The organism is Xanthobacter dioxanivorans (assembly GCF_016807805.1).
Lineage (GTDB): Bacteria > Pseudomonadota > Alphaproteobacteria > Rhizobiales > Xanthobacteraceae > Xanthobacter > Xanthobacter dioxanivorans.
This window is the reverse complement of record NZ_CP063362.1, coordinates 1,175,853-1,198,724: the sequence shown is the minus strand read 5'-3', so window position 1 is coordinate 1,198,724 and position 22,872 is coordinate 1,175,853. Positions and strand designations below refer to the sequence as shown.

Below are 22,872 nucleotides of genomic sequence, written 5' to 3'. Positions count from 1 at the left end.
TCACGATCCGGCTTTCTCAATCACAGGCAGCAACACTTTGAAGCACATTCCGCCTTCATCGTTCAACGCAGCGGAAATGCGGCCAGCATGGGCTTCGATAATCGATCGCGAGATCGACAGGCCCATGCCCATCCCGTCCTTCTTGGTGCTGTAGAAGGCGTCGAACAGCATAGGCAAACTCTGCGGGTTTACGCCGGGGCCGCTGTCTCGAACCTCGATAATGACGGCCTTATCGACGTCCGTGTCGGCGAGGGCCGTGCGGATCTTCAGATGGCGCTGGCCTTCAGGAACCGCCTCCATGGCCTGAAGGGCATTCAAGGCGAGATTGATGGTGACCTGCTGGAGCTGGACCCGGTCGCCAAGGACGGGAGGCAGATCTGCGCCAAGGGAAAGATCGCACGACACACGATTGTTCGACAGCTCCCGCTCAAGCAGAAGGAGGACATCGTCCACCACTTCGTTGATGTCGGTCGCCACGTGAAGCGGGTCGCTGCGACGCGCAAGAGATCGCAGCCGGGCCACCACGTCGCTGGCCCTGCGGCCGTTGCGGATCATCTGCTCGACCGCCGCCTGCGCCTCCTCGATGTCTGGAACCGTCCGTCCAAGCCAACGCAGGCACGCTTCGCCATTGGTGACCACGGCGGCGAGCGGCTGGTTGACTTCGTGGGCGATGGACGCCGTCATCCCGCCCATGGTGGTGATGCGCGTTACGTGCGCCAGCTCCGCCTGCGCCTGGTGAAGCGCGTTTTCGGCCCGCTTGCGCGCGGTGATGTCGCTGTTCGTCTCCATGGTGGCCAAAGGCCGGCCGCGCTCGTCGCGCTGAAGCGACCAGCGGCTCATGATCACCAGGCGGTCGCCGCCTCTGGTGACGTGGACAAGCTCGCCTTCCCACCTTCCGGTGCGATGGATCTCGGCATTGATCTCCGACGTCGGCGAGGGGAAGACGGTCTGCAGCAATTCCGCCGCCTTCCGGCCCACGGCCTCGTCCCCTGACCAGCCATAGAGCTTCTCGGCGCCATGGTTCCAATAGGTGATGGTGTCGGTATCGTCGCGCACGAAGATGGCGTCGTGCGTAAGGTCGAGCAGGTCGGCCTGCTCGCGCAGCGAACGGGTCGCCGCCTGGTTTCGGAGCGACAGCAGGGTGGTCACGGTGATGGCCGTGATGCTTACGACGCTTCGCATGGCGGCGGCGAGACCATAGTCCTGCCCGTGAATGATGGTGAAGCTCAGCAACGTGAGGCAAATGCAGGCGCCGCCCACCAGCAGCAGGCTGCGGCGCTCCAGGAAGCTGGCGGAAAACAGGACAACGCCGACGTAGAGCACCGCGATCGCCATATCCAGCGGGGACAGCGTATCGATAATGAAGATCGCCGCCGCGAGCCCCGCCGCCATGGACGGTATGAGCCACCCCCTCGATGGCTGCCCCTCAGGCCGGCTGGAACCTGCGGCACCCTGTGAACCGGACATTCCGTCCTCGGCGATTGGCGTGGCTTCAGATCGAAGCTGCGAAGTTCAGCGCGTTTGGCAAGTGCATGCGGATGCCGCACGCGGATGCCGCGCACATATGCTTTTGGAAGATTGCGAGTTTTCTGACCATCTGTCTTGTCGAACCACCCTTGGGTGTCGAAATCGCAGGTCGCTCCGGGTGCGGCTCCGGTCTTTGCCGCGGCGGGGAACCATGGCTGGTGCTTCAAGGCAGCGCCGATTCCCGTGGTGATGTCTCGGAGCCGCCGTGTGAGTGTCCCTCTCTTTCTCTCTGCTTGATCCTTGGCGGGTTGGCTGCCCGCTCGGCGCGACCGCGCTGGCTGAAGACCCCGGATTTTGGCGTGGCAGGTTCCTGGGGTGGCCCTGGGGTGGCAGGTTCCTGGCATTGCAGCCTCGGCGCGGGATGGTCGACGCCTGCGCGATCCTGAACAGCGCCCTGATAGAGATCGGGCTGCTCCTGCTGTCCGCCAGATAGCAGCCTGGCAGCTTCTGATCACCCGTCACACGATGTCCGCGGATATCATGCGGGGGCGCCAAGCGCGCGGTCGATGCAGTCGATGATGGCACTGCCGTCGAACGGCTTGCTCAGAAAGCCCACGGCTCCCGCCGTCATGGCCCGGCGCCGGACACGCTCCTCCGGAAACGCAGTGATGAAGATCATCGGCACCATATTGCCCTGCGCCCTCAATCTCGCCTGCAACTCGATGCCGGATATGCTTGGCATCTGGATGTCGGTGATCAGGCAGGATGTGTCGTGCACCCGTTCGGAATTGAGGAACGCATCGGCCGAGGCGAACGTGCTGGCACGCAGGCCCAAGGACCGGACGAGGCTCTCAAGGGCCGTGCGCACCGCTTCGTCGTCGTCAACGATGGTTATGATCGGGTGATCGGACACTTGAAAAATCCTTTCGTCGACCGTCGCTTCGTGCCTGGCGCCGGCGCATCCGCGTTTCGGGGAAGATGACCCTAAATGCCGGAAAGTTAAATCATACGGTCGTTTGTTGACCTCAGTGGGAAGGACTTATTGACTGCCGGATCCGTCCTGCGATGCACGCACAAACGCGTTCAATAGGCGGGCGATGTCGCGCCCGCCTGTTCAGGTCGCTCATGCGAGGCCGCCGATCCGGCGGCGACCGCTTCCGCGCGGAGGGATGGGGATCACTCCACGTCCGGATCGAAGGCGGGGCCCCAGTGAGGATCGACCTCCTGGTGAAGCGGCGCCTGCTGGGCGCTCTGCAAGACCAGCAGCGGATTCGCAGGGGCGTAGGGGCTCAGCGTTTCCTGGGCGGAGACGCGATACTGCTCCGCATTCTCGGGGCCGATATTGGGACCCGCGAAGGCGGTGGTGGACGCAGCGATCACCGTGAAGGTGGAAATGATCGCCAGGGTCTTCGTGAATGTATTCATTGTGCTCACTCCCAGTTGAGTGAGGAGAATGTACCCGGACGATATCTGGAATATAATTCTACATATGTTTTGTTTTGCGTCCGTTGGTTTCTGACTCGCCATCCTTGGGTATAGTTCAGGCGCCTGGCATGGAAATTCGACGGTAAGGCCCGCCCGCCGACATCGGGGGGCGTGTCGAAGGATCTGCGGATGAGACGCCCATACGCAAGGGTTAGGCCGGATACCCTATGGCTGATAGCCGGTGAGACACGATCCTCGCAATGATCTGGTCAACAGGCGGAGGGGCCACCATGCACACCGCATCTAAGCTGACGATCATTCTTGGCGCGCTTGTTTTCGTTCTCATGGGCGTCGAGATGTCTCCGGCAGATCCTGTCCTGATGCAGGGGCAGGATGCAGCCGCGCTCGCGCAGACGAACGGAGCCGCGGGCGTTCAGGCAAGCCTGCCTGCTCCGGCGAGCGTTCTCATTGCCCCGCAGGCCTAACCACCCTCCCATAGGAAGGTTTCACTCATGACCATTCTTTACACCACAAAGGTCACCGCGACCGGGGGCCGCAAGGGTACGATCCGGAGCGAGGACGGCATCCTCGATCTCAAGCTCGCCCTCCCGAAGGAGCTGGGCGGCATGGGCGGTGCCACCAATCCCGAGCAGCTTTTTGCCGGCGGCTACGCGGCCTGCTTCGAGAATGCGCTGCTGCGCGTGGCGCGGGAGTCCGGCCACCGTTTTGCTGATGGAGACGTCGAAGTGGTCGCAGAGATCGGGCTGAGCCGCAACGAGGCCGATGCCTTCGTGCTGCATGCGGCACTCGCCATCACCTTGGCAGGGCTCGATCAGGCAATGGCCGAGCAACTCGTGCACGGCGCCGACGCCATCTGCCCCTATTCCAATGCCATTCGCGGCAATGTGGATGTCACCAAGACGGTGAGGGTGCGGTGATGACCACGGATGTGGAAGAAGACATGGCCGACAGTTTGGATACTGCGCCTTCGGGCAAGGTCGCGATCATCACCGGCGGGAGCCGTGGACTCGGGCGCAACACCGTGCTCGCCCTGGCCAAGAACGGAGTGAAAACGATCTTCACCTATCGCGCGAACCGCGTCGAGGCCGACCGGGTCCGCAGCGAAGTGGCGGAGCACGGTTGCCAGTCGATCGCGCTGCCGCTCGATACCTGCGACATCGCATCGTTCGACGGTTTTGTGGCGCGTGTGCGCCAAGCCCTCGCCGAGCTGGGTGCCGACCGTTTCGACTATCTGGTCAACAATGCCGGCACCGCGCACCACAACTCAATCGAGCAAACGACGGAAGAAGAACTGGACGCGCTCTACAATATCCATTTCAAGGGCGTGTTTTTTCTGACGCAGAAACTGCTGCCGCTTATCCGGGACGGCGGACGCATCGTCAATTTTTCCTCCGGCCTGACCCGCATCGTCGTTCCCGGCAGTGCGCCCTACGGCGCGATGAAGGGGGCTGTGGAGGTCCTGACGCGCTACATGGCCAAGGAATTCGGTCCGCGCGGCATCGCCGTGAACGTCGTTGCGCCCGGGGCCATCGCCACCGATTTCAGCGGCGGCATGGTGCGCGACAATCCCGATATCGCCCGCCGCGTCGCCGAGATGACCGCGCTCGGCCGGGTGGGACAGCCGGACGACATCGGGCCCATGGTTGCCTCCCTGCTCTCCGAAGCGAACCGCTGGGTCAATGCGCAGCGCATCGAGGTTTCGGGCGGCATGTCCATCTGAGGGCGACACCCCGGCACCTCCTTTGGAGAAATCGGGTTTGATTCCGCGAGGCCATGCCGGGCTGTGATCGCGCGGACGTCCGTCCGGCCGGGCCGCCGGGTCCGGGCGGCCCTCTTCACATCGACAGCGCCTGCCATTCGATGAATTCATCGGGACCGCGCACGCTGTGCATCCAGCCCATGCCCCTCAGGTTTTGGTGGGATGAAGCCTCGCGCTGCGCGCCGCCCGGGCCGTTGATCGAAACCACCTCGAGCCGGCCAGCGACCACCCGAGCTCCGGCTCGGAGGTCCACGGCTGCGCTGGCGCCATAGCCACCGTCATTCGAGATCTGGATCGCCTGATCGATCTCGTCATAAGGGATCACCAGAATCACCGGGCGTATCGTTTCCCGCGTCATGCTCGTCTGAGGGGGCGTATTCGAAAGGACGGCCGGCTGGAGGAAGGCGCCAATGGCGCCGCTTATGTCGACCGGTGCCCCGCCGAGCACGAGCTCGGCGCCCTCGGCGGCGCCGCGTTCGATCGCGTCCATGACCGCGCTTCGCTGCTGCCGGGAGATGAGCGGTCCGATATCGGTATCGGGCGCCAGCGGATCGCCCAGCCGCAACAGGCCGGTCGCCTGGCGCAGGGCGGCGACAAGCTCGCTTTGGCGATGGCGCGGCACAAGGAAGCGATCCTGCCGCGCGGGCCACTGGCCGCTGGCAAACAGGCTGATGTCGCGCAGGCCCTCGACCGCCGACGAGATGTCGACATCGGGAAGAATGATCGCCGCCGATCGTCGTCCGGTCTCGAGCGTCAGCGGGTTTGACCGTGACGACGCGATGGAGGCGAGGCGCCGGCCGTCCGGGCCGGACGTGGAAAGCGCCACGCGGTCGACGTCGGGATGCCCGGCAAGGTGGTCCGCCGTCTCTCCCACGGTCACGAGGATGCTGAGAACGCCTTCGGGCAGTCCGGCCTCCATCATCAGCTCACCGATGACCTGACCGTCCAGCGCGGTAATGGGATTGAGGGCCAATATGACCGCGCAGCCGGCGAGCAGCGCCGGGATGAGCCAGCCGACCGCCATAGTGTGCGGCGCGTTCCAGGCGGGCATGGCCGCCACCAGCCCGGCCGGCTTACAGGTGATCGTCATATCCTCCGCGGCCTTCCCGCATCCATGCGTGCGGGACCGTGCGGCTTCGAGATAGGTGGCGGCCTGAGTGGCGAGACCGTCACCGAGGAGAGCGTTGAAGCGCAGCGGTATCGCGTTCTCGCGGGTGACGAGCGTCAGCAGGGACGGCAGGCGTTCAACATAGGACGACAGGAACCGCTCGACGACATTCATGCGCTGCGAAAGCGGATGCCCCGACCAGACGCCGGCATCGATCGCGTGCCGTGCCGCGCGGACGGCAAGGTCCACGTCCGCACGACTGGCAAGGGGTGCAACGCCGACCCATTCCCCGTTGAACGGCGAGCGAACCTCGCACAGACCGCCGCCGAGTGGCTCCATGCGCCGGCCGCCGATAAAGTTACGGTTATAAACCACCATCTCCGAAAATCTCCGGCGTCGGACGCGGAGCCGACGATCGCCCCTTCGAGGCCCACGACGACGCTCATTGGCAGGGTCCGGAGATGATGGCCCGACCGCCGTGGCGAGGCTCGTTCAGCTCTGTAAATCCGCGTAAAGGCTAAGCCCCAGTCGGTGGTCAAGGGGGATCGGCCCTCGCCAGGCCCTGCCCGCCAGCAATCCGCGGGCGACCGGCAGGAACGGGCTCGGCGCGGTCTCGGCGAACTGGCCGCTGATGTCGGCGAGAGCCGACGCGGTCTCCGCCCGCGGATCCAGGCGATGCCGCGCCACGGCGATTTTGAGCTCAAGATGACGGGCGGATTGGCGCCTTGCCAGCTCCAGGGCGTCCAGCATCAGTTGGTCCACATGCTGGCTGGAAGCGCCCGCCGCAGCTTCCAGTTCCGCCTGCGCGAGCAGAAGGTCGGCGAGACAGCAACTTCCGCCGAAGGCGCGCGCTTTCTCCAGCGCCGCTGCGGCCGTGGCGCGAGCCGCGTCGATGAGGCCCAACTGTCCCTGGCCTCGCGCCAGGTTCACCATGATCTCCACGGTGATGACGTGATGGTCCTCGATCTGGCAAAACGCCAGGGCCCGCTCCATGGCCTTCACGCCCTCCGCCGGCTTTTCCCGCAGGACGGCGAGCGTGCCCAAGAGACCTTCGCTGACGACCCGGTAGGGCGTGAGCGCGTGTCGGGAGGCGTGATCCACGGCACGGTGCAGACGCTGCTCGGCAAGATCCAGCTCCTCATTCCACAGCGCAACCTCGCCGGTGTACATGAGCGCAATGCAGATCGAGACCGGATGGCCCCGGCGCTCGGCCTCTTGGATACTGTCCTCGGCAAACAGTGCGGATCGCAGCGTGTCGCCGCGCAGCCATAACGTCCGCGCCATGATCTCCATGGCGCGGACGCGATGGTCGTAGCCGAAATAGTCGACATGGGCGGGAGCCGCGACAGGGATGTGCTCGAACCCGCGCTCGCCAAATACCTGCGATTTCAATTGATCGCCCAGAAGATGGTGGCTGCAGCCGATCATCCATTCGGCCATGGCCATTGCTTCCGGCGTGCCGACGGTGGCGCTGAGCGCCGCGCACCGCTCCGCGACGGCGAGCGAGCCTCGGAAATTGCCGATGCGCGTCAGGAAGATGTGTTCGCCGCCGAGCAAATGGAGTTCATGCGTCGGCTCGTTCAGCCGCGCCGCCAGCGCCTGGCCATGGGCGATGGCGGAGCTGGTCGTACCGCGATTGCCGCGGGTGAACATGGCTCCAATGGTCAGCCCTTCCAGCAGCAGCAACTCGACATGGCTCCCTCGGGCGTCCTCGTCCATCGTCTCCAGCGCCATGCGGCACCAGCTTTCGCATTCGCCGAGCAGCGCCAGGCCGAGAAAAAGCGGTGCCGAAATGGCCGCAAGCGCGACGAATGCGTCGCGGCGCGCAACGTCGACCTGGCTCCAGCGCAGCGAGGCGCGGATGTCGCCCATGCGGACGGCGTGCGCGGAGAGGTCTCGGCCGCTGAAGATGGCCGTGTCCAGCTTGTCCATGCGCAGGACATCGATGAGATGCCGGGTCAGCCGCAGGGACATTGCGTCGGATTCGTCGGCCTCTTTAAGCTTACGGCTGGCGAAGACCCGGGTCGTATCCAGAAGGCGAAAATAGACGGGCGAGCCGCTGGCCGACGCCCAGATCAGCGACTTGTCGACCAGCCCGGTCAGGGCGCTGGCAACAGCGAGCTTGTCCTCCTCTGCATCCGCGGCGACCGCCAGGGAGTCCTTGAGCGTGAAGAGGCCAGCGAAAACCGACAGGCGGCGCAGGACGCGCTGATCGCGCGGTGACAGCAACGCATGACTCCAGTCGAAAACCGCGTCCAACGTCTGATGCCGGGCAGGGGCGCCCCGGCGTCCCTCCCAATACAGACGGACACTGTCGCTGAGCATGTCCGCCACCCCTCTCAGCCCGAACGTGCCGGCGCGGCTCGCGGCCAGCTCGATGGCGAGTGCCATCCCGTCAAGGCGCCGGCAGATGTCGGCGACCAGGTCCGCGCCCGCGTCGTCCAGCGGCGCGCGATGGCCGCTGACCGCAGCGCGATCCATAAAGAGCTGCACGGCGGGGAAGGTCAGCGCCTCGGCCGCCGTGAGCGCCGCCCCCTCCGGTGGGGCGGCCAGAGGCGGCAGCAGGTGCACATGCTCACCCTCCACCCGCAGCGCCTCGCGGCTGGTGGCGAGCAGGCGCAGCTCCGGCAATTCACCGAACAGGCGGCCGCACAAACCGGCGGCGGCGTCGATCAGGTGCTCGCAATTGTCGAGGATCAGCAGCATCGGCCGGCCCTGCAATTGCGAGATGATGATGTCCTCGGTCTGGCCCGGCTTCGATACGATCCCGAGGGTGGTGGCCAAGGTGGAAGCGACCAGATTTGGATCGCGTACCGGGCTGAGGTCGACAAAGGCGACGTCGCCGTCCTTTCGAGTCTGGATCGCATGGCCGACGAACAGGGCGGCCGTGGTCTTGCCCATGCCACCGGGGCTGACGAGCGTGACGAAGCGCTGGTCATTCAGCATCCCGACCAGATGGTCCACGAGCGGGTCGAGCCCGACGATGCGGGCGGCCGGCAGCGGAAGCCGCTGCGCTGGCCTGGCCTGAGACTTGGCCGGCCCGCCGGATGCCTCCTCGACGGCGGCCATCACGGGCGGCGCAACGGGTGCGGCGCCTGACCAGGTGACCGGCGCAACGAAGCAATAACCACGGCCGACCAGATTCTCGATATATTCGCCGTCCGTCGCACCGATGTTCAGCGCCTTGCGCAGCGCGGAGATGTGCACGCGGAGATTGGCTTCCTCGACCGTCAGGCCAGGCCATGCGTGAGCCAGGAGTTGACGGTGTGTCAATACCTTTCCAGCGCTCTCCACCAGGGCGATGAGCAGGTCCATCGCCCGGCTTCCGACCTGGATGACGTCCCCGCCGCGCGACAGCCGCCGGCGGGCGGGGTTCAGCATGTACGGCCCGAAGATCGCCATCCGCCCGGCGGGGGCATTGTCGGAGGCCTCAGGCATATGCGGCCTTGCGACGGGCGTGCGGCGTCATCCGCAGCATGGATCGCCCAAGCCGCCGTCCCACGGGCAACCGCGACCTGACATTCGAGGCCAGTGGCACGAAATGCTCCTCCCAAAGCCCGTGATTACGCCGCCGGACACCGTCGTGACCAAAGCCCGATTTACCCAATCGCGGAAATGTGATCATGGGCATCGGCGTCCAAGCCAGAGGCATTGCACCGCCGCGCCCCGTCACGGCGCCGCCGATGCATTTTCATTGCCGCCAATTTACCCGGTGTTCTTCTGGCGGGCCAATAGGCCTATGCTAGACTATAAAGATGTCTGACAGGCCTCGCGCTGCCGCGCGGCGTCAGATCCATTTCTGCCCAGGTGTCAGAGTGGCAAGATGAGCCGTGGAGTGGTGTACGCCCTGGCCGGTCTCTTCCTCGCGGTAGCATTTCGCCCGCTGGGCGCGGCCGAATTATCCTTTGCCATCGGCCACCCGCCGCAATCCTACCTCGTCAGGGGCGGCGAGGTCTTTGCCGCAGCCCTTCGCCGGGAGACCGGGGGCGAGGTGACCGCGCGCGTCTATGCCATGTCGCTGCTAAGCTTGGCGGAGACCTCGCCCGGTCTCCGCGCCGGGCTCGCCGATATCGGAGTGGTGCTGACCACCTACCAGGCCGGAGAATATCCTGCGACCAACCTGATCCATGACGCGTCCATGGTGCTGGACAGGTTCTCCAGTCTGCCGCGCCGGTTGAAGGGGGCCGCCTATGCACCGGCCATGGCCGAGTTCATCCTGACGCGCTGCCCGGAATGCGTCGCGGAATTTGCCCGTCAGAACCAAGTATACACCGGCGCGGCTGCGACGACCCCCTATGCCCTCAGTTGCGTTCGTCCCGTTCGTTCCATGGCGGAGCTCCGCGGCGCCCGGCTCAGGGTCGGCGGCGCGAACTGGGCGCGCTGGGCGGAGGCGATGAAAGCCGTGCCCGTCACCATGGCCGGCAATGAGATGCTCGAGGCACTGACGCAGCGCATCATCGACTGCGTCGTCCTATCCCTTCCGGATGTCCGCAACTTCGGCTTGAGCGGCTCGATCCGCTCCATCACGGCGGATGTTCCCGGCGGCGTCTATGTGGCGGCCTTTGCAAACGTCAACCGCGATGTCTGGCGCAGGCTGACGGCCGCGGAGCGCAGGGCCATCATGAAGGCTACCGCCTGGGGAACGGCCACTACCAATTGGGCATATGGCGAGGGCGAGCAGCAGGTGATCGGGCAGGCCGTTGCGGCCGGCGGCTCCGTCTACGAGGCCGACGCGGCCGTCCGCGAGGCGAGCGCGCGCTTCACTGAGGCTGACCTCAGCCGGCTTGCGGAGATTTACGCCGCCCAGGGCGTCGGGCGCAGCCGGCAAATGCTGGATGAATTCCTGCCGATCCTCGAACGATGGGCGCTGGGTGTGAGCCAGGTCTCCTCCGCCGAGGAACTGGCGGACATCTATTGGCAGGACCTGTATTCGAAGGTGGACGTAAGCGACCCCGGCCGCTGAATACCGGCGCGCCATGCGTCAAAGTCGCGCCAGAGGGGGATGGGGTGAAGCGGATCATTGGGTTGGTCGATGCGGCGGCCCGGGCGGGGGCCTTCCTGGGCAGCGCCGCCATCCTCCTGATGATGGTGCATGTCACGCTCGATGTGGTGGTGCGCAAGCTGCTCGGGCAGCCCCTGCCCGGAACGCTGACCACCGTGACGCACTACTACATGGTGATCGTTGTCTTCGCGCCGCTGGCGCTTGTCGAGCGGCACGGCGGCCACATCTCGGTCGATCTCCTGGTGCCGCTCATGCCGGCCCGCGTGAAAAGGCTCATGCGGGCGGCGAGCGGCCTGGCCGCAGCGCTGATCATGGCGCTGGTCGCCTGGCGCGGCTGGATGGATGCGGTGCGCGACTGGGAGGTCAGTGCAGCGCAGGTGCAGGGCAGCGCCATCATGCCGGTATGGCCGGCTCATTTTGCCGTTCCAATCGGAGCCGGCCTCCTGGCCATCGCCTTTCTGCTGCGTCTCACCCCCCGGTTGCCCGGCGATGCCTCTTCCCAGCGGCAGCCGGAGCATGAGCCGTGAGCGGCGTCGAAATCGGCCTGCTCGCGCTGGTTCTGCTGATTGCCGCTCTGCTGCTCGGCATGCCCATCGGCCCGGCGCTCATCGGCGTGTCCTTCCTCGGCCTATGGGCGGTGAAAGGATGGATGGTGGCTCTCGGCGCCCTTGGCGTTGTGCCGTTCAATTTCGCGGCGAACTGGGTTCTCAGTTCGCTGCCCATGTTCCTTCTTCTCGGCCACCTATGCCACCGCGCCGGACTGACCGACGGCTTGTTCCGGCTGGCGCGGTTATGGCTCGCCGCGGTTCCGGGCGGTCTCGCCATCGCCTCGGTTCTCGGTGCCACCGGCTTTGCCGCCATGTGCGGCTCCTCGCTGGCGTGCTCGGCGACGATCGGCAAGATCGCGATCCCGCAGATGATCGAGGCCAGATACCACCCTCAGCTCGCCGCGGGCTCGGTCGCGGTGGCGGGAACCATCGGCGCGCTGATCCCGCCGTCGATCATCCTCATCTTCTATGGGCTGATCGCCGAAGTGCCGGTGACGCAGCTCTTCCTTGCCGGCATCAGCGCCGGGCTCCTCACAGCCATCGGCTATATCCTCGTCATTCTCATCCGGACCCGGCTCGACCCCTCGCTCGCGCCACCGGTCGATCACCACGTGACCCGGGCCGAGCGGCTCGCCGCGTTGCGTGAGACCTGGCCGGTCATCCTCCTCATCCTCGCGGTCTTCGGGGGCCTGTTCGGGGGCATATTCACCCCCACCGAGGCCGGCGCCGCAGGCGCGGCGGCGGCGGCGCTCATCGGCTTTGCCAAGCGCTCGCTCAGCCTTCGTGCCTTTACCGAAGCGGTGGGAGAAACGGCGAGGGCGACCTGCGCCCTCATCCTGATCGGCATCGGCGCGAGCCTGCTGGCGCGGTTTCTGACGCTCAGCGGAGCCGGCGTGTTTATAACCGATGCCTTCGCCGTGCTGGGCGAGCGCCCGGCGGCGCTGATGCTGGCCATCACCCTGCTCTACATTTTCCTCGGGTGCTTCCTCGAGCCCATCAGCACCATGCTCATCACCTTGCCAATCGTCCTGCCGCTTGTGGCCAAGGCGGGGCTCGATCCGATCTGGTTCGGCGTCGTTCTGACGAAGCTGCTGGAGTTCGGCATGCTGACGCCACCGGTCGGCCTCAACGTTTTCGTCATCAAAGGCGTGGTCGGCGACCTCATTCCCACTTCGGAGATTTTCCGCGGCGTGTTCTGGTTCGGGCTGATGGACATGGCGGTCCTCACGCTGCTCATCTGCATACCCGATATCGTTCTCTTCCTGCCGCGCGTGCTTGGATAAGCACTGACGATTCCGGTGATCGATGACCAGATACGCTGTTTAACAGCGCTTTACGCCGCTTGGCTCCTCTTACACGTCCCGCCAGATAAGCTGCTCTTGCTTCGTGGACCGATGGAGACAGCAATGGACCGCAATGATGGATGTTCGTGTCTTCCCGTCGGGATGGCGGGCGTCGTGAACCGGCACGGATGGTCCCGAGGGGGCGCCGACCACGTACGCGGGACGATGGCCAATGCGGTGACGGCGATCTTGCTTCAGGCGGAGGTGATCCGCCGCCACGCCCCGGTTGATGGCCCGCTCGAGCCGGTGCTTGAAAGCGCTATCGAGCAGATCATGCTTAACGCCAGGCGAATATGGAACCAAATTGAAGCCACAGTTCTGAATCCGATGACCTGATCGGGTCTCACAACGGGCGATCAGCATGATTCTCGCCGCGGCAAGGCTGCCAGGGGCAGTTGGTGCGGGCGGTCGGACTCGAACCGACATATCCGTAAGGACGGCGGATTTTGAGTCCGCTGCGTCTACCAATTCCGCCACGCCCGCACGTTCGCCGCCGAATGCCCTGAGGGGTGGGGCAGGGCTGTCGGCAGCGATGACCTGCTATAACCACAAAGGGGCGCGGGCAGCAACCGCGTGCGTGGCCTGGCGTCGAGCAGGCCCGCGCCGGCACCGGAGCAAGCCCGTCGCTGCCGGCGCGCGGGGCACGGGCGGCGAGAGCAAGGCCTCCCGTACCTGCCGCCGCCGCGCTCGCGCTCTCAGGCGCCCCGGGGCATGAGGCGGCTCGACCAGGGGCTGGTGGGACTCGGCGGGCGCACCACGGAGCGGATGGCGGCGCGCGGCAGGGCGATCTCCCGGCGCTCCGTCGCCGGCTCCTTCGGGCTGAGGGCGGCGAGGAAGGCTTCGGCCCAGCAGTCGATGTCGCGGACCTCGAGGATGCGCATCATGCGCGCGTGGCGCTCGCGGCGCTCGGCCAGCGGCATGTCCAGGGCGCGCCGCAGCGCCGTCGCCATGCCCTCGGTGTCGTGCGGGTTCACCAGCACCGCGCCGGTGCCCAGCTCCGCCGCCGCGCCGGCGAACTGAGAGAGCACCAGCACGCCGGGGTCGGCGGGGTCCTGCGCCGCCACGAATTCCTTGGCCACGAGGTTCATGCCGTCGCGCAGGGGCGTCACCAGCGCCACGTCCGCGAGGCGGTAGAAGCCGGCCAGCGCCGAGCGCGAATAGGTGCGGTTCACGTAGCGCAGCGGCGTCCAGCTCACGTCGGCATAGGCGCCGTTGATCTGCCCGGCCTTGTGGGAGACGTAGCGGTCCATCTCCTGGTATTCCGGCACGTCGGTGCGGCTCTTGGGGGTGATCTGCACGTAGGCGACGCGATCGTGCCATTCCGGGCCGGTGCGCAGGAAGTGCTCGTAGGCGTCGAGCCGGTTGGGGATGCCCTTGGAATAATCGAGCCGGTCCACCCCGATGATCAGCTTGCGGCCCATGAGGCTCTCATGGAAGGCCTTGACGAAGCGGGTGCGGCTGGCGTGCCGCGCCCGCCGCACGAAGGCCCCGGTCTCGATGGCCACGGGAAAGACGCCGAAGGCGACGCGCCGGCCGCCGATGTCGCAGCCTGTCCCGTCCGGGGTGGGCTGGCCGCCGCGGGTTTCCAGGTAGCGGGCGAAATTGTCCTTGTCGCCCTCGGTCTGGAAGCCGACCAGGTCGTAGGAGGCGAGCGCGCCCACCGTCTCGGAATGCTGCGGCAGGGCCTGGATGATGTCCGCCGGCGGCATGGGAATGTGCAGGAAGAAGCCGATGCGGTTCTGGTGCCCGCTCTCGCGCAGGTACCGGGCCAGCGGCATCATGTGGTAGTCGTGGATCCACACCACGTCGTCGGGCCGGATGATCTTGGCCAGGTGCTCGGCGAACATGCGGTTGACCCGGATGTAGCCGGAAAGGTCGGAGCGGTAGAATTCCGACAGGTCGACCCGATAGTGCAGCACCGGCCACAGCACCCGGTTGGCGAAGCCGTTGTAATATTCCTGGTAGTCCTCGGTGGTGAGGTCGATCACCGCATAGGTCATGGCGCCGTGGTGCGTCACTTCCGGGGCGTCGGACGGCTCGGGGGCGACGCGCCCGCTCCAGCCGAACCAGATGCCGCCCTTGTCCTTGAGGGCGGCGTTCACGGCCACGGCAAGGCCGCCCGCCGGTCCGCCGGACCGCTGCGGCAGCGCCACCCTGTTCGATACGACCACGATGCGTGACACGAGGTTCACCTCCTGCGCTGCCGCGGCTCCGCCGCGAGGTGAGTGAGGAACCGGCGCACGGCCGGCGGGTCGGGAAGGACGGCCTCGGCCCCCTCGCGTGCCGTCCCGACGGCGATGGCGACGCCGCCGGCGGCCGAGACGGCGCGGAAGGCGGCCTCATCGGTGACGTCGTCGCCGATGAAGACCGGCACCCGGCCGGCGAACGGCGCGCGCGCCATGAAGGCGGCGACCGCGGTGCCCTTGTCGCGGCCGGCACGCTTGATTTCGAACACGTGATGGCCGGGCAGGACCGCAAGCTCCGGCCACGGCCCGAGCACCTCGGCGATGGCCCGGCGCAGGACCGGCGCGATGGCGGGATGCGCCCGGTAGTGGATGGCCAGGGACGGGCCCTTGTCCTCGGTGAACGCGCCCTCGAAGGCGCCGGCCAGCGCGATCAGGCGGGCGGCCAGCGCGCGGTCGAGGTCGGGCGCGGCGTCCACGGCGGCGCCGGGGAAGAGGCGGATCTGGGCGCCATGGCTGCCGGCCGCCGCGAACCGGGCCGGTGCGAACAGGAGGTCGAGCCGCTCCACCGTGCGCCCGCTCACCAAGGCGAGGGCGCCGTCGGCGGACCCGGCGAGCGCGGACAAGGTGTCCGGCAGCCCCTCCGGCACCACCACCGCGTCCGGGTGGGCGGCGATGTCGATCAGGGTCCCGTCCACGTCGAGAAAGAACGCATGCGTGCGTGCGCCGATGGCCCGGCAAACCGCGGGCAAGGGCTCCCGCGCGAAAGGCGGCTGCGCGGAAGTTTGCGTGTCGGTCGGGCCTGCGAGCACACGTGCCTCCATATCCCCATTCCGTATCCCCGTACTGCTGACAGAACGCTCGCGGCCCTGCCATGGTTCCCTCACGGGAGCGACGCATTCTCGCCATGCGACCGCAACGCCGCGCCGGCAGGGCCTGAAGGTGGGCGCGGTCGGATCAGGCTTCGGCGGAACCGCAGGCGTTGCCGGGCGTTCGAGGAAGGGTGAGGGAGATCATTCGCATGCCCGAATCGGGAAGGTACGTCGTTACGGCGCTCACGCGCCAGGTCGCGGCTCTGAAGACGCAGTTGGCCGAGCTTCAGGAGGCGCTGGCCCCCAAGGAAGCGGCGATTGGGCGGGCCGCCGCGGATGCGCGGGAGTGGGTGTCCGACCACGCCAAGGCGTTGCCGTTCCTTGATCTGGGGCGCCGGCGAGCGGTGCATTCCGGGTATGCGCGGCCGGCGGCGGTGGCCGCGGCGGCGCTGGTGGTGGGCCTCGGGGTCGGGTGCGTGCTATATGCCGTTGCGTCGGCCCGGCGGAGGCGCCCGGCGTTCGCCGCGTCGAAAGGCGGTGCGCGCCGACCGTCGCCGGGCGTTTGAATGGGTGAATGGGAGCCCCGGCCGCCGGGGCATAGGGCAAGGGAGAACATGATGAAAGCGGCTCTCATTGTGTGTGTGAGTGCGATGGCTCTGACCCTGGGTGGTTGCAGCGAATATTCGCGGCAGGACCGGGCCGTGGGCGGCGCGGCCATCGGTGCCGGCACCGGTGCGCTCATCGGCGCGGCGGCCACGGGGACGGGCACCGGCGCGCTCGTCGGCGGCCTCATCGGCGCGGGCGCGGGCGCGGTCATCGGTGCCGAGACCACGCCGCGGGCGTGCTGGGCGCGCGACGGCTACGGCAACCGCTACCGGGTGCAGTGCCCCTGAGCGACCGGCTCGGGACAGACGGGATGAAGGAAGAGGCGCCCTCCGGCGCCTCTTTTTTTGCCCGGCGTGCGCCGCCGCGCGGCGGCGGCGGGCGGTCGCCTGGAAAGGCCCCTGGAAACAACGGATTGCGGCCTGGGTGGGCGGGGTGGCGACCCCTCGCGGCGCGGCGACAGGAGCGTCGCGGGCGCCCGTCTTCTGCGGCTCAGGGACGATGATCGCGCCGATTTAAACCATAAGTTTACCATGGTGGGGCAGGATCGGCTCATCTCCAAGCAACTCGGGCCGGGCCGCCTTCGCGGCCCGGCCCTTTTTTCATCCGGCACCCGGTCGCCGCGATCACGAAATCTCGATCAGCGCGGCGAAGGCCTCATGGTACCGATGGGCCGCGCCCGCGCCGGACCAGGCCGACCACGGCCGAGATAAGGAAAAGTGCGATCGCCACGAAGAAGATGATCTTCGCGATCTCGATCGCTGTTCCCGCGATGCCGCCGAACCCGAGGAGTGCGGCGATGAGGGCGACGACGAGAAAGGTAAGCGCCCAGCTCAACATTTTGTCTCTCCTTCCGATGGACGGCGCGATGAAGGCGTCGATGCTGCCGCTGCCCGTCCGCGCCCGTTCGATCACAGTTATTCTACAGTTGGGGGAACGGAGCCGCGGCCACGCCGGTTCCCGGCCCGGGCGCTGGAATGCGCGGCTTTTCGGGTGCCGGAACAAAATCCGCCGACGCCGCGTTTCAACGGCAATCGGATGAAGAACGATGTCTGTCCCAAGGATTTCCGTCTCACCGGAGGTCTTTCATCCCGCGGGGCAGATTTCACTCTCGAACAGCACGCGCCTCGAACACAGTGCGCCCCGAACACAACGCGGAGGATCAGGATGACCGGACCGCGAACCAGCGAGACCCAGGCCGGCGGCCGTGCCGGCGCCCCGGCGAGCCCCCGCATCGGCGGCCGCCCCGCCCGCGCCGGCGGCCTGCCGGCGTCCGCTGCCCCCCACGGCTATGACCATGCCGAGTTTGCGCCCAACGAGAGCCGGCGCGACTTTCCGCCTCGCCGCCCGCGGGTTCCCGATGAGGAGCGCCGCCTGCTGAAGGCGGCCGAGGCCGCCTTCGAGGGGCCGGATCGCCGCCCCGACGCCGATTCCGCCGCCCACCCCTGGGACCGCGACGGCGGCGAGCATCTGGGCGGTGCGCCGGCGGACGGCAAGCCTTCGCCCCGGCTCTATCGTGAATGACCCGATCGGGCCTGACCCCGGCGCGCCGCGCCTCGGCGTGCGCGATGCCGGGCCTGCCCGGCGCGTCGCCCGGCGCGCCGACCCATGGAACCGAATCCACGCTCGACACTTCTTATATTGCAACGCACGCGACGGAATGCGAAATGTCGGTTCCGCTCGCGTCTGTCACGAAGAACCGCCATGCGAACGGCACGCCCTGAAGGCCCCCTCGACACGCCCATGATGACGCAGCATCAGAAAGAGGCAGGCGGCATGCGAACGCCTCACCGTCGTGACATCTCCGCACGTCAGGACCTGTTGGGCCGCGAGCTGCGAAAGCTGTTCGACGATTTCACGCAGGAAGACATGCCCGACGATCTCAAGCGCTTGGCCGAGCAGCTCCAGTCGGCCTTCGAGGGCCGCAAGGACGAGCCCGACGCCCCGGAGGGCGGCCTTGCCGCCGCCGAGCGCGAGCCGGAAGGCGGCGGCGCGCCCTGAGCGCGCGCCCTGACCCCATGAGGGAGAACGCGTTGCCCGGCCCGCCTGCGAGACACGCCGGCGGGCGGGTTCCCTTGCGCCCGGCTCCGGCCCGCGGGCGGCCGGGTGCCGCGCGAACCCGCCGGTCCGCCGCCTGGCCTGCATCGCGCCCCCTGCATCGTGCGCCGTGCCTCCCGGCCCTTGCATCCGGGCCCTTGCGTCGCGGGGCTTTCTGCACTATTTGAGCGGCGTCCGAGGCCGTGCTCCCAAAAAGCTGGGAGCCGCCCGGGCGGGCCGGGGTGACGCGGGATACGCGCACCTTTCGTTGGAGGCAGCCCGCCCTGGCTTTCGCTGAGCCGCGCATCCGGACACTCGATCCATCGCCCGTACCGCCCGGCTCATGCGCCGGCCCGCCGCTTTTGCGGCGGCCGTTCGGCATTCCCATCGGATGCCGGACACCCGAGCGGTCCGGGCCTCGCAACGCGAGATGCCGGCGCAACGAAGTCTGGAGCGTGAATGTCCGCCGTAGAAACCACCCGTGATGATTTCGCCGCCCTGCTCGACGAGAGCTTCGGCCGCGCCGACATGCAGGAAGGTGCCGTCGTAAAAGGCATCGTGGTCGCCATCGAGAAGGATCTGGCGATCATCGACATCGGCCTGAAGACCGAGGGCCGCGTGGCCCTGCGCGAGTTCGCCGGCCCCGGCCGCGAGAGCCCCATCAAGGTCGGCGACGAAGTCGAGGTCTATCTCGAGCGCGTCGAGAACGCCATGGGCGAGGCCGTCCTCTCGCGCGACAAGGCGCGCCGCGAGGAGAGCTGGGTCAAGCTCGAGAAGGCGTTCACCGCCAACGAGAAGGTGTTCGGTGTCATCTTCAACCAGGTGAAGGGCGGCTTCACCGTCGATCTCGACGGCGCCGTGGCCTTCCTGCCGCGCTCCCAGGTGGACATCCGCCCGATCCGCGACGTCGGCCCGCTGATGCACAACCAGCAGCCCTTCCAGATTCTCAAGATGGATCGCCGCCGCGGCAACATCGTGGTCTCCCGCCGCACCGTGCTGGAAGAGACCCGCGCCGAGCAGCGCCATGAGCTGGTGCAGAACCTCGAAGAAGGCCAGGCCATCGACGGCGTGGTCAAGAACATCACCGACTACGGCGCGTTCGTGGACCTCGGCGGCATCGACGGCCTGCTGCACGTCACCGACATCGCCTGGCGCCGCGTGAACCACCCCACCGAAGTGCTGAACATCGGCCAGACGGTGAAGGTGAAGATCATCAAGATCAACCACGAGACCCACCGCATCTCGCTCGGCATGAAGCAGCTTCTGGGCGATCCCTGGGAGGGCATCGAGGCCAAGTATCCGGTGGAGGCCCGCTTCAAGGGTCGCGTCACCAACATCACCGACTACGGCGCGTTCGTGGAGCTGGAGCCGGGCATCGAAGGCCTCATCCACGTCTCCGAAATGTCGTGGACCAAGAAGAACGTCCACCCCGGCAAGATCGTCTCCACCTCCCAGGAGGTCGAGGTCCAGGTGCTGGAAGTGGACAGCGCCAAGCGCCGCATCTCGCTCGGCCTCAAGCAGACGCTGCAGAACCCGTGGGAGGCCTTCGCCGAGAAGTATGCCCCCGGCGCGGTGGTCGAAGGCGAGGTCAAGAACAAGACCGAGTTCGGCCTGTTCCTCGGCCTCGACGGCGACGTGGACGGCATGGTCCACCTCTCCGACCTCGACTGGAACCGTCCGGGCGAGCAGGTGATCGACGAATACCGCAAGGGCGACATGGTCAAGGCCGTGGTGCTCGACGTGGACGTCGAGAAGGAGCGCATCTCGCTGGGCATCAAGCAGCTGGCCGGCGATCCCTTCGCCGAGGCCGGCGAGGTGAAGAAGGGTGCCATCGTCACCTGCGAAGTCACCGACGTGAAGGACGGCGGCATCGAGGTGAAGCTCACCGGCACCGACCTCTCCGCCTTCATCAAGCGCTCCGAGCTCGCCCGCGAGCGCAACGACCAGCGCCCCGAGCGCTTCTCGGTGGGCGACAAGCTGGATGCCCGCGTCACCCTGTTCGACCGCAAGGCGCGCAAGGTGCAGGTCTCCGTCAAGGCGCTCGAGATCGCTGAAGAGAAGGAGGCCGTGGCGGCCTACGGCTCGCAGGATTCGGGCGCGTCCCTCGGCGACATCCTCGGCGCGGCGCTCAAGCAGCGCGCGGCCGGTGGCGAGGGCGACAAGGAAGACTGATCGCGCCTGGCGATCATTCAGCAACGCGGAAGGGGCCGGTGCATCGCACCGGCCCCTTTTCTTTTATTCGGCAACGGGCAATGTTCGCGATCTCTACCGGAGAGTGTGGAGGCGCGCCGTGACCGACCGTTACAGCAGCGCCGTTCTCACTGTGATTGCGGCCACCCTCGTGGTGAGCACCGTTCAGCGCATGGTGACCCCCGCCGACGCGCAGTTCGGGCCCTGCGGCAACTCGGCAAGCACGCCCTGCACGGTGATGCTCGTCGGATGGGACGACTATCACGGCCACCCCGCGGGTCCCTGTAACCAGAAGTTTCCGTGCATCGCCGTGAAGTCGGTGCCGTGACCCGCCGCCGCGTCAGTTGAGCCGCAGCAGGAAGCGCCGGTTCACCGCCTGCAGCGGGCGGGCGTTCATGGGGAAGATGGCGAGGAAGGCCTTGATGTCGGCCTCGGCCACCTCGATGGGCTCGGCGAACACGTTCCAGTCCACCACCTCCGAGCAGGGCGGGGTGGTGAGCGAGCCCTCGTAGCGATAGGTGGCGCGTTTGGCGGGCAGCAGGCCGGTGGGGTCCAGCGGGGCCTTGAGCGCCTCGGAGCCCTCCGTCTTCGGCGCGGCGGCCATCAGCGTGGAGAAGGCGGCATTGGCCTTGCCCGGCACGATGAACAGCCCCACCACCAGCAGGTTTCCGTCCGGCGCGGCATGGACGAAATGCGCCTCCATGGCGGTGCGCTTGCCGTTGACGGCATGCTCGCTCGGCGCATGGAAGTGGAACTCGCGCAGCACATAGGTCTTGCCGCCCATGGTGGCGGTGGAGGCCTCGGAGGTGGCGTCGGCCTGGATGGCGTGGCCGTTATTGACCACCTTGAAGGCGTCCGGCTTCCAGGACAGTGCTGGCCCGGTTCCGGCCGCCTCGACGGCGCATTCCAGGTTGATGGGCGACTGCTGGCTGCCGATGGCGCAGGACTTGAAGTCGCTTTCCAGCTTGCCCCATTCCTCGGGGCCGCCATGGCCCTCATAGGTCCAGTGGACGCTCGCGGCGCGGGCGAGGGTGGCGCAGAGCGGGCAGGCGGCGAGGCCGGCGAGCAAGGCGCGGCGTTTGATGGCCATGGTTTCCTCCAAGGACTTGGCGAGAGCACGCGTTCACCGGCCTGCGTCGCAAGCTGGTCGGATACCGCGTTCTCCATCTCAGAGTGAGAGGGCGATTCACCGGGCAAATGGGTTCAACTTGCTCGGATCGCGCTCTGAGCCGGCCGATCCGCCGACCGCGTGCGACTAGAGCGTAGAGCACGATGCAAGGCAACGCTTCTGCACGGGCAGGTCGGCCCCGTTCACCCCATCCGCGCCAGGAAATCCTCGGCCAGCGCCAGGGTCCCGTGCGTATAGGGCTCGCCCATGGACCGGGCGGTGGGCGTCTCCGCATGGGAGGCGATCCAGGCGGTGAGCAGCATGCGGCGGAGCATCACCAGCACGTCGAGCCGGGCCCCGGCATCGGCGGGCAGCGGGGCGAGGGTGCGGTAGCCCTCCATCCAGGCCGCCTTCAGCGCCGGCACCACGGGCGTGTGCTCGATGAAGGAGACGGCGGCGGCAAAATCGTAGAGGTACCAAGAGAAGCCGCAATCGTCGAAGTCGATGAGGGTGAGATCGTCGCCCTCCACCAGCAGGTTGGCGAGGCGCAGGTCCGCATGGACGAGGCCGAAGCTGTCCGGCGTGGAGAGCGGCGCCAGCCTCGCCTGCAGCACCCGCGCGGTGCGCTCCAGCAGGGCGCGGCCGGGCTCGTCGAGGCCCGGGGCCGCGCGGAAGTCGCCCCACAGGGGGCGGGCGCCCAGCATGCTCTCGAAATCCCACACCTTGCGGGTGAAGCCGTCGGGTCGCCGCCAGCGGCGCGCGTGGGCATGCAGGCGCGCATGGATGGCGCCGAGCCGGTGGAACCAGCGGGGCAGGTCGTCGCCCTCCCGCGGCTCGGCGCCGGGCACGAAGGCGAAGGCGGTGATGCGGCGGGGGGTGCCGGCGTCGTCGATCTCCACCAGGGCGCGCCCGTCGCGGGCGGGCAGGATGGCTGGGGTGGGCACCACCGCCTCGGCGCGCAGGGCCGCGATCCAGGCGAGCTCGGAGGAAATCTCGGCCGTGCCGTGATAGCCCGGCCGGTAGACGCGCAGCACCAGGTCGCGGCCGGGCGCGCTGGCGCGGAAGGTGGCGTTCTCGGAAATGGCGAGGAGGCTCAGGGCGGCGTCGGCCGGCAGCTCCCAGAGGGGAAGATGGGCGCGGATCAGCCCCTCGATCCGCGCCAGATACGCGTCGTCGTACAGCACCCGCCGGGCTCCTTGCGGTCTGGCATTCCAGATCCGGGGGCCTATAGCACGGCCGGGCCGCGCGCGCCCGGCCGTGCATTCA

The 22,872-nt window shown here is 67.4% G+C and carries 23 protein-coding genes and 1 tRNA gene; 13 read left to right on the top strand and 11 right to left on the bottom strand.

The window, feature by feature from the left end; genetic code table 11:
- The 3 genes from EZH22_RS05740 to EZH22_RS05730 all read right to left on the bottom strand — a co-directional run bounded on the left by EZH22_RS05740 (position 1) and on the right by EZH22_RS05730 (position 2,892).
- Complete coding sequence (locus EZH22_RS05740) at positions 1-1,392, bottom strand: sensor histidine kinase (RefSeq protein ID WP_231711315.1); 1,392 nt, start codon at positions 1,390-1,392, stop codon at positions 1-3.
- Between the two features lie 613 nt (positions 1,393-2,005).
- Positions 2,006-2,380 carry a response regulator transcription factor gene (locus EZH22_RS05735; protein WP_203194782.1) on the bottom strand — a complete coding sequence of 125 codons (375 nt, stop codon included), beginning with the start codon at positions 2,378-2,380 and terminating at the stop codon, positions 2,006-2,008.
- Positions 2,381-2,643: 263 nt separating this feature from the next.
- Entirely contained in the window at positions 2,644-2,892 is a 249-nt protein-coding gene (locus EZH22_RS05730) for a hypothetical protein (protein ID WP_203194781.1), read from the bottom strand.
- 290 nt (positions 2,893-3,182) lie between these two features.
- Here EZH22_RS05730 and EZH22_RS05725 point away from each other — a divergent pair, with 290 nt between their 5' ends.
- From EZH22_RS05725 to EZH22_RS05715, 3 genes are read left to right on the top strand one after another with little or no spacing between them, the layout of a single operon-like run.
- Positions 3,183-3,377 carry a hypothetical protein gene (locus EZH22_RS05725; RefSeq protein WP_203194780.1) on the top strand — a complete coding sequence of 65 codons (195 nt, stop codon included), beginning with the start codon at positions 3,183-3,185 and terminating at the stop codon, positions 3,375-3,377.
- A 27-nt stretch (positions 3,378-3,404) separates the two neighbouring features.
- Positions 3,405-3,830, top strand: a complete 426-nt coding sequence (locus tag EZH22_RS05720) for an organic hydroperoxide resistance protein (protein WP_203194779.1) — start codon at positions 3,405-3,407, stop codon at positions 3,828-3,830.
- The gene (locus EZH22_RS05715; RefSeq protein ID WP_231711314.1) at positions 3,830-4,633 is read left to right on the top strand and encodes an SDR family NAD(P)-dependent oxidoreductase; all 804 of its coding nucleotides are present in this window, start codon (positions 3,830-3,832) and stop codon (positions 4,631-4,633) included. The genes EZH22_RS05720 and EZH22_RS05715 overlap by 1 nt, the downstream gene beginning before the upstream one ends.
- A 115-nt stretch (positions 4,634-4,748) precedes the next feature.
- Here the strand turns inward: EZH22_RS05715 and EZH22_RS05710 are convergent, their stop codons facing one another.
- A complete protein-coding gene (locus EZH22_RS05710; RefSeq protein ID WP_203194778.1) occupies positions 4,749-6,158 on the bottom strand; it encodes an aldehyde dehydrogenase family protein in 1,410 nt (469 codons plus the stop codon).
- Positions 6,159-6,272: 114 nt separating this feature from the next.
- Complete coding sequence (locus EZH22_RS05705; protein WP_203194777.1) at positions 6,273-9,218, bottom strand: ATP-binding protein; 2,946 nt, start codon at positions 9,216-9,218, stop codon at positions 6,273-6,275.
- 397 nt (positions 9,219-9,615) lie between these two features.
- On the opposite strand from EZH22_RS05705, the gene EZH22_RS05700 reads away from it, so the two are divergent.
- The 4 genes from EZH22_RS05700 (at position 9,616) to EZH22_RS05685 (ending at position 13,009) form a co-directional block, all read left to right on the top strand.
- The gene (locus EZH22_RS05700) at positions 9,616-10,743 is read left to right on the top strand and encodes a C4-dicarboxylate TRAP transporter substrate-binding protein (protein WP_203194776.1); all 1,128 of its coding nucleotides are present in this window, start codon (positions 9,616-9,618) and stop codon (positions 10,741-10,743) included.
- A 44-nt stretch (positions 10,744-10,787) separates the two neighbouring features.
- Complete coding sequence (locus tag EZH22_RS05695) at positions 10,788-11,309, top strand: TRAP transporter small permease (RefSeq protein WP_203194775.1); 522 nt, start codon at positions 10,788-10,790, stop codon at positions 11,307-11,309.
- Entirely contained in the window at positions 11,306-12,613 is a 1,308-nt protein-coding gene (locus EZH22_RS05690; protein WP_231711313.1) for a TRAP transporter large permease, read from the top strand. Before EZH22_RS05695 ends, EZH22_RS05690 begins: the two co-directional genes overlap by 4 nt.
- Before the next feature lie 123 nt (positions 12,614-12,736).
- Positions 12,737-13,009, top strand: a complete 273-nt coding sequence (locus tag EZH22_RS05685) for a hypothetical protein (protein WP_203194774.1) — start codon at positions 12,737-12,739, stop codon at positions 13,007-13,009.
- Between the two features lie 60 nt (positions 13,010-13,069).
- Here EZH22_RS05685 and EZH22_RS05680 read toward each other — a convergent pair.
- From EZH22_RS05680 to otsB, 3 genes are all read right to left on the bottom strand, one after another.
- Positions 13,070-13,156: transfer RNA gene (locus EZH22_RS05680), tRNA-Leu, on the bottom strand.
- Between the two features lie 212 nt (positions 13,157-13,368).
- Entirely contained in the window at positions 13,369-14,856 is a 1,488-nt protein-coding gene (gene otsA, locus EZH22_RS05675; RefSeq protein WP_203194773.1) for an alpha,alpha-trehalose-phosphate synthase (UDP-forming), read from the bottom strand.
- Positions 14,857-14,861: 5 nt separating this feature from the next.
- Entirely contained in the window at positions 14,862-15,608 is a 747-nt protein-coding gene (otsB, locus tag EZH22_RS05670) for a trehalose-phosphatase (RefSeq protein ID WP_203194772.1), read from the bottom strand.
- A 269-nt stretch (positions 15,609-15,877) separates the two neighbouring features.
- Here otsB and EZH22_RS05665 point away from each other — a divergent pair, with 269 nt between their 5' ends.
- Together EZH22_RS05665 and EZH22_RS05660 are read left to right on the top strand one after the other, a co-directional pair.
- Complete coding sequence (locus EZH22_RS05665) at positions 15,878-16,234, top strand: hypothetical protein (RefSeq protein ID WP_203194771.1); 357 nt, start codon at positions 15,878-15,880, stop codon at positions 16,232-16,234.
- 84 nt (positions 16,235-16,318) lie between these two features.
- Entirely contained in the window at positions 16,319-16,561 is a 243-nt protein-coding gene (locus tag EZH22_RS05660; RefSeq protein WP_408647671.1) for a YMGG-like glycine zipper-containing protein, read from the top strand.
- 367 nt (positions 16,562-16,928) lie between these two features.
- Here EZH22_RS05660 and EZH22_RS05655 read toward each other — a convergent pair whose 3' ends face one another.
- Positions 16,929-17,111 carry a DUF1328 domain-containing protein gene (locus tag EZH22_RS05655; protein ID WP_203196396.1) on the bottom strand — a complete coding sequence of 61 codons (183 nt, stop codon included), beginning with the start codon at positions 17,109-17,111 and terminating at the stop codon, positions 16,929-16,931.
- Positions 17,112-17,438: 327 nt separating this feature from the next.
- On the opposite strand from EZH22_RS05655, the gene EZH22_RS05650 reads away from it, so the two are divergent.
- From EZH22_RS05650 to EZH22_RS05635, 4 genes are all read left to right on the top strand, one after another.
- Positions 17,439-17,795, top strand: a complete 357-nt coding sequence (locus EZH22_RS05650; RefSeq protein ID WP_203194769.1) for a hypothetical protein — start codon at positions 17,439-17,441, stop codon at positions 17,793-17,795.
- A 252-nt stretch (positions 17,796-18,047) separates the two neighbouring features.
- On the top strand, positions 18,048-18,272 hold the full coding sequence (locus tag EZH22_RS05645) for a hypothetical protein (protein ID WP_210352036.1): 225 nt from the start codon (positions 18,048-18,050) through the stop codon (positions 18,270-18,272).
- Positions 18,273-18,767: 495 nt separating this feature from the next.
- Positions 18,768-20,480 carry a 30S ribosomal protein S1 gene (gene rpsA, locus EZH22_RS05640; RefSeq protein ID WP_203194767.1) on the top strand — a complete coding sequence of 571 codons (1,713 nt, stop codon included), beginning with the start codon at positions 18,768-18,770 and terminating at the stop codon, positions 20,478-20,480.
- 118 nt (positions 20,481-20,598) lie between these two features.
- A complete protein-coding gene (locus tag EZH22_RS05635) occupies positions 20,599-20,826 on the top strand; it encodes a hypothetical protein (RefSeq protein ID WP_203194766.1) in 228 nt (75 codons plus the stop codon).
- A gap of 12 nt (positions 20,827-20,838) precedes the next feature.
- Here EZH22_RS05635 and EZH22_RS05630 read toward each other — a convergent pair whose 3' ends face one another.
- Together EZH22_RS05630 and EZH22_RS05625 are read right to left on the bottom strand one after the other, a co-directional pair.
- Positions 20,839-21,588 (bottom strand): carbonic anhydrase, encoded by a 750-nt coding sequence (locus tag EZH22_RS05630; protein ID WP_203194765.1) that lies wholly within the window; start codon positions 21,586-21,588, stop codon positions 20,839-20,841.
- Between the two features lie 221 nt (positions 21,589-21,809).
- Entirely contained in the window at positions 21,810-22,790 is a 981-nt protein-coding gene (locus EZH22_RS05625) for a phosphotransferase enzyme family protein (RefSeq protein ID WP_333473687.1), read from the bottom strand.
- Positions 22,791-22,872 lie beyond the last annotated feature (82 nt).

Coding starts and splice junctions, on each gene's coding strand:
- EZH22_RS05740 (WP_231711315.1), bottom strand. CDS start 1,392: ATGGCGGCGGGGCTCGCGGCGGCGATCTTCATTATCGATACGCTGTCC.
- EZH22_RS05730 (WP_203194781.1), bottom strand. CDS start 2,892: ATGAATACATTCACGAAGACCCTGGCGATCATTTCCACCTTCACGGTG.
- EZH22_RS05725 (WP_203194780.1), top strand. CDS start 3,183: ATGCACACCGCATCTAAGCTGACGATCATTCTTGGCGCGCTTGTTTTC.
- EZH22_RS05720 (WP_203194779.1), top strand. CDS start 3,405: ATGACCATTCTTTACACCACAAAGGTCACCGCGACCGGGGGCCGCAAG.
- EZH22_RS05715 (WP_231711314.1), top strand. CDS start 3,830: ATGACCACGGATGTGGAAGAAGACATGGCCGACAGTTTGGATACTGCG.
- EZH22_RS05710 (WP_203194778.1), bottom strand. CDS start 6,158: ATGGTGGTTTATAACCGTAACTTTATCGGCGGCCGGCGCATGGAGCCA.
- EZH22_RS05705 (WP_203194777.1), bottom strand. CDS start 9,218: ATGCCTGAGGCCTCCGACAATGCCCCCGCCGGGCGGATGGCGATCTTC.
- EZH22_RS05685 (WP_203194774.1), top strand. CDS start 12,737: ATGGACCGCAATGATGGATGTTCGTGTCTTCCCGTCGGGATGGCGGGC.
- EZH22_RS05665 (WP_203194771.1), top strand. CDS start 15,878: ATGCCCGAATCGGGAAGGTACGTCGTTACGGCGCTCACGCGCCAGGTC.
- EZH22_RS05660 (WP_408647671.1), top strand. CDS start 16,319: ATGGCTCTGACCCTGGGTGGTTGCAGCGAATATTCGCGGCAGGACCGG.
- EZH22_RS05655 (WP_203196396.1), bottom strand. CDS start 17,111: ATGTTGAGCTGGGCGCTTACCTTTCTCGTCGTCGCCCTCATCGCCGCA.
- EZH22_RS05650 (WP_203194769.1), top strand. CDS start 17,439: ATGACCGGACCGCGAACCAGCGAGACCCAGGCCGGCGGCCGTGCCGGC.
- EZH22_RS05645 (WP_210352036.1), top strand. CDS start 18,048: ATGCGAACGCCTCACCGTCGTGACATCTCCGCACGTCAGGACCTGTTG.
- rpsA (WP_203194767.1), top strand. CDS start 18,768: ATGTCCGCCGTAGAAACCACCCGTGATGATTTCGCCGCCCTGCTCGAC.
- EZH22_RS05630 (WP_203194765.1), bottom strand. CDS start 21,588: ATGGCCATCAAACGCCGCGCCTTGCTCGCCGGCCTCGCCGCCTGCCCG.